General features: G+C 58.6%; 7 protein-coding genes. 1 reads left to right on the forward strand and 6 read right to left on the reverse strand.

From position 1 onward, the window contains the following. The coding region (locus tag AC1DLB_RS16290; RefSeq protein WP_477785279.1) for a cytosine permease at nucleotides 1-292 on the reverse strand (292 nt) is incomplete at its 3' end. Nucleotides 293-796: 504 nt separating this feature from the next. Next, entirely contained in the window at nucleotides 797-1,537 is a 741-nt protein-coding gene (locus AC1DLB_RS16295) for a phosphoadenylyl-sulfate reductase (protein ID WP_477785280.1), read from the reverse strand. A 171-nt stretch (nucleotides 1,538-1,708) separates the two neighbouring features. On the opposite strand from AC1DLB_RS16295, the gene thrH reads away from it, so the two are divergent. Continuing rightward, the gene (thrH, locus tag AC1DLB_RS16300; protein ID WP_477785281.1) at nucleotides 1,709-2,326 is read left to right on the forward strand and encodes a bifunctional phosphoserine phosphatase/homoserine phosphotransferase ThrH; all 618 of its coding nucleotides are present in this window, start codon (nucleotides 1,709-1,711) and stop codon (nucleotides 2,324-2,326) included. A gap of 100 nt (nucleotides 2,327-2,426) precedes the next feature. On the opposite strand, the gene pabB is transcribed toward thrH, so the two are convergent. The 4 genes from pabB to rloA form a co-directional block, all read right to left on the reverse strand. Continuing rightward, nucleotides 2,427-3,764 (reverse strand): aminodeoxychorismate synthase component I, encoded by a 1,338-nt coding sequence (gene pabB / locus AC1DLB_RS16305; RefSeq protein ID WP_477785282.1) that lies wholly within the window; start codon nucleotides 3,762-3,764, stop codon nucleotides 2,427-2,429. A 257-nt stretch (nucleotides 3,765-4,021) separates the two neighbouring features. Continuing rightward, nucleotides 4,022-5,008, reverse strand: coding sequence for an alpha-L-glutamate ligase-like protein (locus AC1DLB_RS16310; RefSeq protein ID WP_477785283.1), 987 nt, complete (start codon nucleotides 5,006-5,008; stop codon nucleotides 4,022-4,024). Further along, complete coding sequence (rloB, locus tag AC1DLB_RS16315; RefSeq protein WP_477785284.1) at nucleotides 5,008-6,543, reverse strand: osmotic stress tolerance membrane protein RloB; 1,536 nt, start codon at nucleotides 6,541-6,543, stop codon at nucleotides 5,008-5,010. The genes AC1DLB_RS16310 and rloB overlap by 1 nt, the downstream gene beginning before the upstream one ends. A gap of 5 nt (nucleotides 6,544-6,548) precedes the next feature. Next, nucleotides 6,549-7,085, reverse strand: coding sequence for a retropepsin-like aspartic peptidase RloA (rloA, locus tag AC1DLB_RS16320; RefSeq protein ID WP_019579744.1), 537 nt, complete (start codon nucleotides 7,083-7,085; stop codon nucleotides 6,549-6,551). Nucleotides 7,086-7,256: the final 171 nt, after the last annotated feature.

Consider the following 7,256-nt stretch of genomic DNA (forward strand, 5'->3'; position numbering starts at 1 on the left):
GCGCAGCACCGATTCCCAAGGACAGCAGAATCTGCCAGCCGCTCAGGCCCAGTGCATACAAGCCAATGGCAAAGGAGTAGTTGGCAATGTTGTGCACATCGTTTGTCCACAGGGCAAAGATGCTGTAACGGCCCCAGCGCCGACCTTCGGCCTTGGTCGGCGCGAGGTCCTTGTTATGCAGGCGGGGGCTGAGCACGACGGGTGGTTGAAACGTTTGATCGTGAATCACGGAGGTAGAAAGAGGAGAGGTCAGATCCAGCGCAATATTGTTATTGGGGAGGCTAGTACGCATTCCGGCAGGCTCCTGAAGCTCGTTGCCGCGATGACTGTGCATGAGCGTGGGCTCGACAAATCTTCGTCGCGGGTGGGAGAGCATCATTGGTTACGGGGCATCTGCAGCCTGTACGGGATAGGGCGCTTCAGGCTTGCGGATCTAAAGTGTGTGTATGTTTTTGTATTTATTGTATACAAAACATGTGTTCACTTAAGCCAGATATGTGCCAGTCGGTGATCTATAAAATTTAAGGCTAATTTCGTTTTGTTATTGATTGAAGATAAGTAGTTGAAAAAAAGACGATATAAATTGACCGATTGAACAGGTATTTATTTTGGGCAGGGTTTTGTCGGAGTGTTCGACTGAGGAAGTCAGGACAGGGGAATGTAACTTTTTGGGGCACTGAAAATAAAAGTGCACACAGATATGGCACTTATGGTGACATTTCTGTGTACACTTTTTAAAGTAAAACCATCACAGGCTTCGCCAGCTCCTGCAGGAGCTGCTACGGGCTGCGATCTTTTAAGCTTTGGACTTGCTGATGATGTTCCCGGCATGCAGCCCGCATTCTTTCTGCGTGGCTTCTTCCCACCACCAACGACCTTCGCGCTCATGCTGGTTCGGCAGCACCGGACGGGTGCAAGGCTCGCAACCAATGCTGATGAATCCGCGTTCATGCAGGCTGTTGTACGGCAGCTCCAGCATGCGGATGTAACCCCAGATCTCTTCGCTGGTCATCTGTGCCAACGGGTTGAACTTGTACAGGGTACGTTCCGGGGTGGAAAACGCGGTGTCGATTTCCAGCACCGCGACGGCGCTGCGGGTGCCCGGGCTCTGGTCCCGACGCTGGCCGGTGGCCCAGGCGGTCACGCCAGACAGTTTGCGACGCAGCGGCTCGATCTTGCGAATGCCGCAGCACTCGCCATGGCCATCCTTGTAGAAACTGAACAGGCCTTTTTCCTTCACSAAAGGTTCGAGCTTGCTGTAGTCCGGCGACACCACTTCGATATCGATCTTGTAGTGCTCGCGCACCTGCTCGATGAAGCGGTAGGTCTCGGGGTGCAAGCGGCCGGTGTCGAGGCTGAACACTTTGACGTTCTTGTTCAGCTTCCAGGCCATGTCCACCAGCACCACATCCTCGGCGCCGCTGAAAGATATCCACAGGTCATCGCCGAACTCGGCAAACGCGAGTTTCAGGATGTCCTGGGCGGATTTGTTGGCATAGGTCGTGGCGAGTTCCACGACGTCGAACGATGGGCTCATCAGGGCGGCTTCCTACAGGTCGGTGGCGCTGGGCGCTCTATATGCGTCGATGGTAACAAAATCCTGCGGTGGCTGGCGCGTCCTCTGCGTTGCACGGAGGGGGGCGAGTCGCTAGAGTTCGGCAGTCCTTTTGCTCGCTCGACTCATAAATAATACTAATGGGAGTGTCTTGTGGAAATTGCCTGTCTGGATCTTGAAGGTGTGCTGGTCCCGGAAATCTGGATCGCCTTTGCCGAAAAAACCGGGATCGAGTCCCTCCGGGCCACCACTCGGGACATTCCCGACTACGACGTGTTGATGAAGCAGCGCCTGCGGATTCTCGACGAGCATGGCCTGAAGCTCTCCGACATTCAGGAAGTGATCGCTACGCTCAAGCCTCTGGAAGGCGCCAGTGAATTTGTCGACTGGCTGCGTGAGCGCTTTCAGGTGGTGATTCTGTCGGACACCTTTTACGAATTTTCCCAACCGCTGATGCGTCAATTGGGCTTCCCGACGTTACTTTGCCATCGTCTGATTACTGACGATGCCGGTCGGGTCACGGGCTATCAGCTGCGTCAGAAAGACCCCAAGCGTCAGTCGGTTTTGGCGTTCAAGAGCCTCTACTACCGAGTGATTGCGGCGGGGGATTCCTACAACGACACCACGATGCTGGGCGAGGCGGATGCCGGGATTCTGTTCCACGCGCCGGACAACGTGATTCGCGAGTTCCCGCAGTTCCCGGCGGTGCACAGCTTTKCCGAGTTGAAGCAGGAGTTCATCAAGGCCTCGAACCGGGCTTTGAGTTTGTAGTCGTCTGCGAGGATGCCTTCGCGGGCAAGCCTCGCTCCTACAGGGCATGGTCGATTCCACGACCTGAATTCTGTAGGAGCGAGGCTTGCCCACGAAGCTTTTAGAGGCCCTGCAACGTTTCGAGCAGCACCTTCACCTTGGTAATCGATTCCTGATACTCCGCCTGCCAATCCGAATCCGCGACGATCCCCCCGCCGCCCCAGCAGCACACCTGCCCATCCTTGACCAACAAACTGCGAATGGCGATGGAGCTGTCCATCTCCCCGCGCACGTCCAGATACAGCAATGAACCGCAATACAACCCGCGACGGGTCGGTTCCAGTTCATCGATGATCTGCATGGCGCGAATTTTTGGCGCGCCGGTAATCGAGCCGCCGGGGAAGCTGCCGGCGATCAAGTCCAGCGCGTCCTTGTCATCCGCCAGTTCGCCGGTAACGCTGCTCACCAGGTGATGCACGTTCGGATAGCTTTCCAGGCTGAACAGCTCCGGCACCCGTACCGAACCGATGCGGCAGGTACGACCCAGATCGTTGCGCAGCAAGTCGACGATCATCAGGTTTTCCGCGCGGTCCTTGGGACTGGCCAGCAGTTCGGCGGCGTTCGCCGCATCTTCGGCAGCGGTCAGCCCGCGGGGGCGGGTGCCTTTGATCGGGCGGGTTTCGACGTGGCGCTCGCTGACTTTGACGAAGCGCTCCGGCGACAGGCTTAGCACCGCGTCGCCGTCGGGCAGGCTCTGGAAGCCGGAAAACGGTGTCGGGCAAGCCGCCCGCAGCGCGCAATAGGCCGCCCACGGATCGCCCTGGCATTGGGCGCGAAAGCGCTGGGCGAAGTTGACCTGATAGCAGTCGCCAGCCTGGATGTACTGCTGAATGCGTTCGAAGGCTTGCCGATAGTCGTCAGCGCTCAGGTCAGCACTCATCGGGCCGTCCAGTTTGAATGGCTGGATATTCTCGGTGGTGGGCTGAGTGAACAGTTCGATCAGCCGTTGTCGTTCACTGTCGATGAGCGTCGGGTGGAACACCAATTGACTGGTAGCCAGATGGTGATCGCTGATCAGCRCCCAGTCATACAGCCCGAAGCGTGCGTCGGGCAATTGCAGATCGTCCCGCGCCTGGCTCGGCAGGTTTTCCAGATGCCGGCCGAAGTCGTAGCTCAGGTAGCCGATCAGGCCGCCGGCGAAGGGCAAGTCGTCAGGGACGGTTGCTTCACCGAGCCGTGTAAGGTTCTTGCGAAGGCGTTGCAGGAAATGGCTGCCGCTTTCATCCGGCAACACGGCCAGTTGCTCCAGCGGCCAGGCGCTGAGCAGGTCAAAACGCCCACGTTCGGCACTCGGCCGGCCGCTGTCGAGCAGCACGGCACCGGGGGCATGACGAATCGCCGCGAAGTACTCGGCAGGGTTGGCGCGATAGGGCAGCGGGTGTACAGAACAGGTCAACATGGGCGGGGCAGATCAGCCAACGAGGCGGGGGAGCGATTGTAGTCCTCTGCAGGATTTGCTCCTAGAGGGGATGTCGGCAAGAGATACATCTGCGGCGAGGGAAGTTTGCCTGTGGCGAGGGAGCTTGCTCCCGGCGGACTGCGAAGCAGGCCCAAAGAAATCAGCCCCTCGGTTTTCAGAGAAACCGAGGATGCCGTTTTATGACTGCTGCGCAGTCAAGCGGGAGCAAGCTCCCTCGCCACAAAGAGCCAGAGGGGTCAGCCCTCAATCGTCGGAATATGCCCAAACAGTTCCTGAACGAACGCCACACGTTCCTGCGCCGTTTCGGTGATCMCGCGCGCCTTCAGCTCTTCGAGTCGCGCCTCGACCGCGTGGGTACGGGACGTCAGGCCGCAATCGTTGGCGATCTGAATGTTCAACCCAGGCCGGGCATTGAGCTCAAGAATCAGCGGCCCTTTCTCCTGGTCAAGCACCATGTCGACGCCGATGTAGCCCAGCCCGCACAACTCGTAACAGCCGGCGGCCAGTTTCATGAAACCGTCCCAGTAGGGCAGTTGCACGCCGTCTACCGCGTTGGTGGTGTCCGGGTGTTTGTTGATGATGTTGTTCAGCCAGGTGCCGCGCAATGTCAGGCCAGTGGCCAGGTCGACACCGACGCCGATGGCGCCCTGGTGCAGGTTGGCCTTGCCGCCGGACTGGCGGGTCGGCAGGCGCAGCATGGCCATCACCGGATAACCCATCAGCACGATGATGCGGATATCCGGCACACCTTCATAGCTGATGCTTTTGAAGATCTGGTCCGGGGTCACGCGGTATTCGATCAGCGCACGGTCGCGGTGCCCGCCCAGGGAATACAGGCCGGTGAGGATGCTCGAGATATGGTGCTCGAGTTCCTCATGGTCAATGATCTTGCCGGACACTGTGCGATAGCGCCCCTCGAACCGGTCGGCAACCACAATGATGCCGTCGCCGCCGGCGCCCTGGGCCGGTTTGATCACGAAGTCGGTGCGCCCGCCGATGATCTCCTTGAGGTTATCGATTTCCTTCTCGGTGGAGATCACGCCGTACAGCTCCGGCACGTGGATGCCGGCGGCGATGGCGCGTTCCTTGGTGATGATCTTGTCATCGACGATCGGGTACAGGCTGCGCTTGTTGTACTTGAGCACGTAGTCGGCGTTACGCCGATTGATCCCCATGATGCCCCGGGCCTCCAGGGCTTTCCAGGTCTTCCAGAGACCGAACATCAGGCGTCAGCCTCCTTCAGGAAAGCCTTGAAACGCACCAGTTCGGTCAGGCGGTAACCGCGATAGCGACCCATGGCCAGCATGAAAGCCACCAGAATCAGCAGGACCGCCGGGAAGGTGAACACGAAGTACACCAACTCCGGCACGCTCATGATCAGGTGCGCCAGGGAGGCGGCGAACAGTGTGCCGATCGCCACTTTCATGGCATGGCCGCCACCGCGCTCTTCCCAGGTGATCGACAGGCGTTCGATGGTCATGGTCAGAATCACCATCGGGAACAGCGCCACCGACAACCCGCGCTCCAGGCCGAGTTTGTGGCTGAACAGGCTGATCGCCGCGATCAGCACCACCACGAAGGTCAGCACCACCGACAATCTCGGCAGCATTTGCAGTTTCAAGTGCTCAAGGTAGGAACGCAGCGACAGCCCCAGCGCCGTGATGATGGTAAACAGCACGATGCCGAAGCCGAGCTGGGTTTCCCGGAAGGCCAGGGCGATCAGCACCGGGGTAAAGGTGCCGAGTGTCTGGATGCCGATCAGGTTGCGCAGGATCAGGATCACCAGCACGCCGATCGGGATCATCACCATGRTCATGAAGGTCTGCTGGGTTTGCAGCGGCAGGCCGTACAGCGAGTAGTCGAGGAAATTGGCGTCGGAATTCTCGTCGGTCAGCTTGGCCAGGCGAATGGCGTTCATTTCGCTGTTGTTCAGGCTGAAGGTGACGTTGGCTTTCTTGCCGCCATCGACGGTGATCAGGTTTTCATCGCCGGTCCACCACAGCAAGCGGTCGGTGGGCAGGCCCTGTTCGCCGGTTTCCGGGTTGAAGTACAGCCAGTCGGTGCCGTTGAAACTGCGCAACCAGAGTTCAGGCGTTTGCGGCTGATCGGCCACCAGGCGGATGGTGTGGACCTTTTCCACCGGCACGTGGGCGATGGACAGAACCAGCTCGACGATTTTGGCTTTGTTCGCGGTGGACGTATCGCCGGCCAGCAGCAGTTTCACGTTGTCGTCGTTGAGGTTGTTGACACGTTTGATGGCTTCGCCGATGAAAGTTTCGACGTCGGCCGAATGCTGGCGGATCGGCGCGAGCAAGGCTTCGGCGGCGATTTTTTCCGGGCCTTCGACGGCGATGCTGTCGCGGAAGGTCGCCCCYTTGACCTTGGATTTTTCGCCGGTGTAGCGCTTGGTCAGCACCAGGCGGTAATAAAGGGTCTGGTTGCCCTTGGCCCGACGTGCCGACCAGGTGACCTTGCGGTTGCCGTCGACACGGTTCACTGCCACACCGTAGTTATTGGAAATGAAACTCTCGTTAAGGCTCACGTAGTCGCGGCTCAGCGGCGGCACGAACATCTGGATCTTGATCGGGTCTTTGGCGTTGGCGACGAACTCGACCTTGGCGTCAATGTTCCACAAGTCATCGGTGGCATCTTCAGTCACCGGAATACCGAGCACGAAAATCTGATAGGCCGTAACTGAAATGCCCAGCACCACCAGGATGGCGATCAGCAATTTCAGATGGAGGGTAAGAGAGCGCATTGGAATTACTCTGCGGTATGTGCGTCGGTGGCGCAGGCAGGTTTGCCAGCAGCGTATTTAAGACTTGGATCGACCAGCGCATCGAAACGCTTGAGTGCCTCGGAGCCGATCAAGAGCGGGTATTGGAAGGCGCTGCGGTCGGTCAGGTTCACTTCAATACTGCGTAAAGCCGACCCCATGCAGATATCCAGCTCGATGACCGGACGGGCGGTGTACTTCTTGCCTTCTTCCGGGTCGTAGTCACCGGCCCGGCGCTTGATCTTGCTGACACGGGCCAGCGGTCGTTCAATCGGGTGCGAATGCGCGGCGTCGATGGCCAGATAGAAGCGCACCCAGGATTCGCCATTGCGTTTGAAACGTTTGATGTCGCGGGCGCTCAGCGAGGCGGTTTTCGCCCCGGTGTCGAGTTTGGCGGCAACTTCCAGGTTGATGCCATCCAGCGACGCGTACTCATTGAGGCCGTACACAGTCTTTTCCCCTGCCGCGGCAAAACCTGACAGGCCAAGAAGACAAAGAAATGTGGTGAAGAGCTTGAGTCTCATAAATCCTGATGCGCAGCGGTCCGTTCTTCAATTCAAGGCCCTGGCATTGCTGCACAAGCTCCCTCGTATGCCTATCCTTTTTTTATGACAGGCAATGCAGATGACAAGCAAATGCGGGCGGCATTCTAGCACGGTGGTTTTATGGCGCCAGCGCTGGCGGACGGCTGTAAC

The organism is Pseudomonas sp. 05N434, assembly GCF_056396965.1.

Excerpts from the sequence above, each read along its gene's own strand:
- rloA (WP_019579744.1), bottom strand. The coding sequence starts at position 7,085 with ATGAGACTCAAGCTCTTCACCACATTTCTTTGTCTTCTTGGCCTGTCA.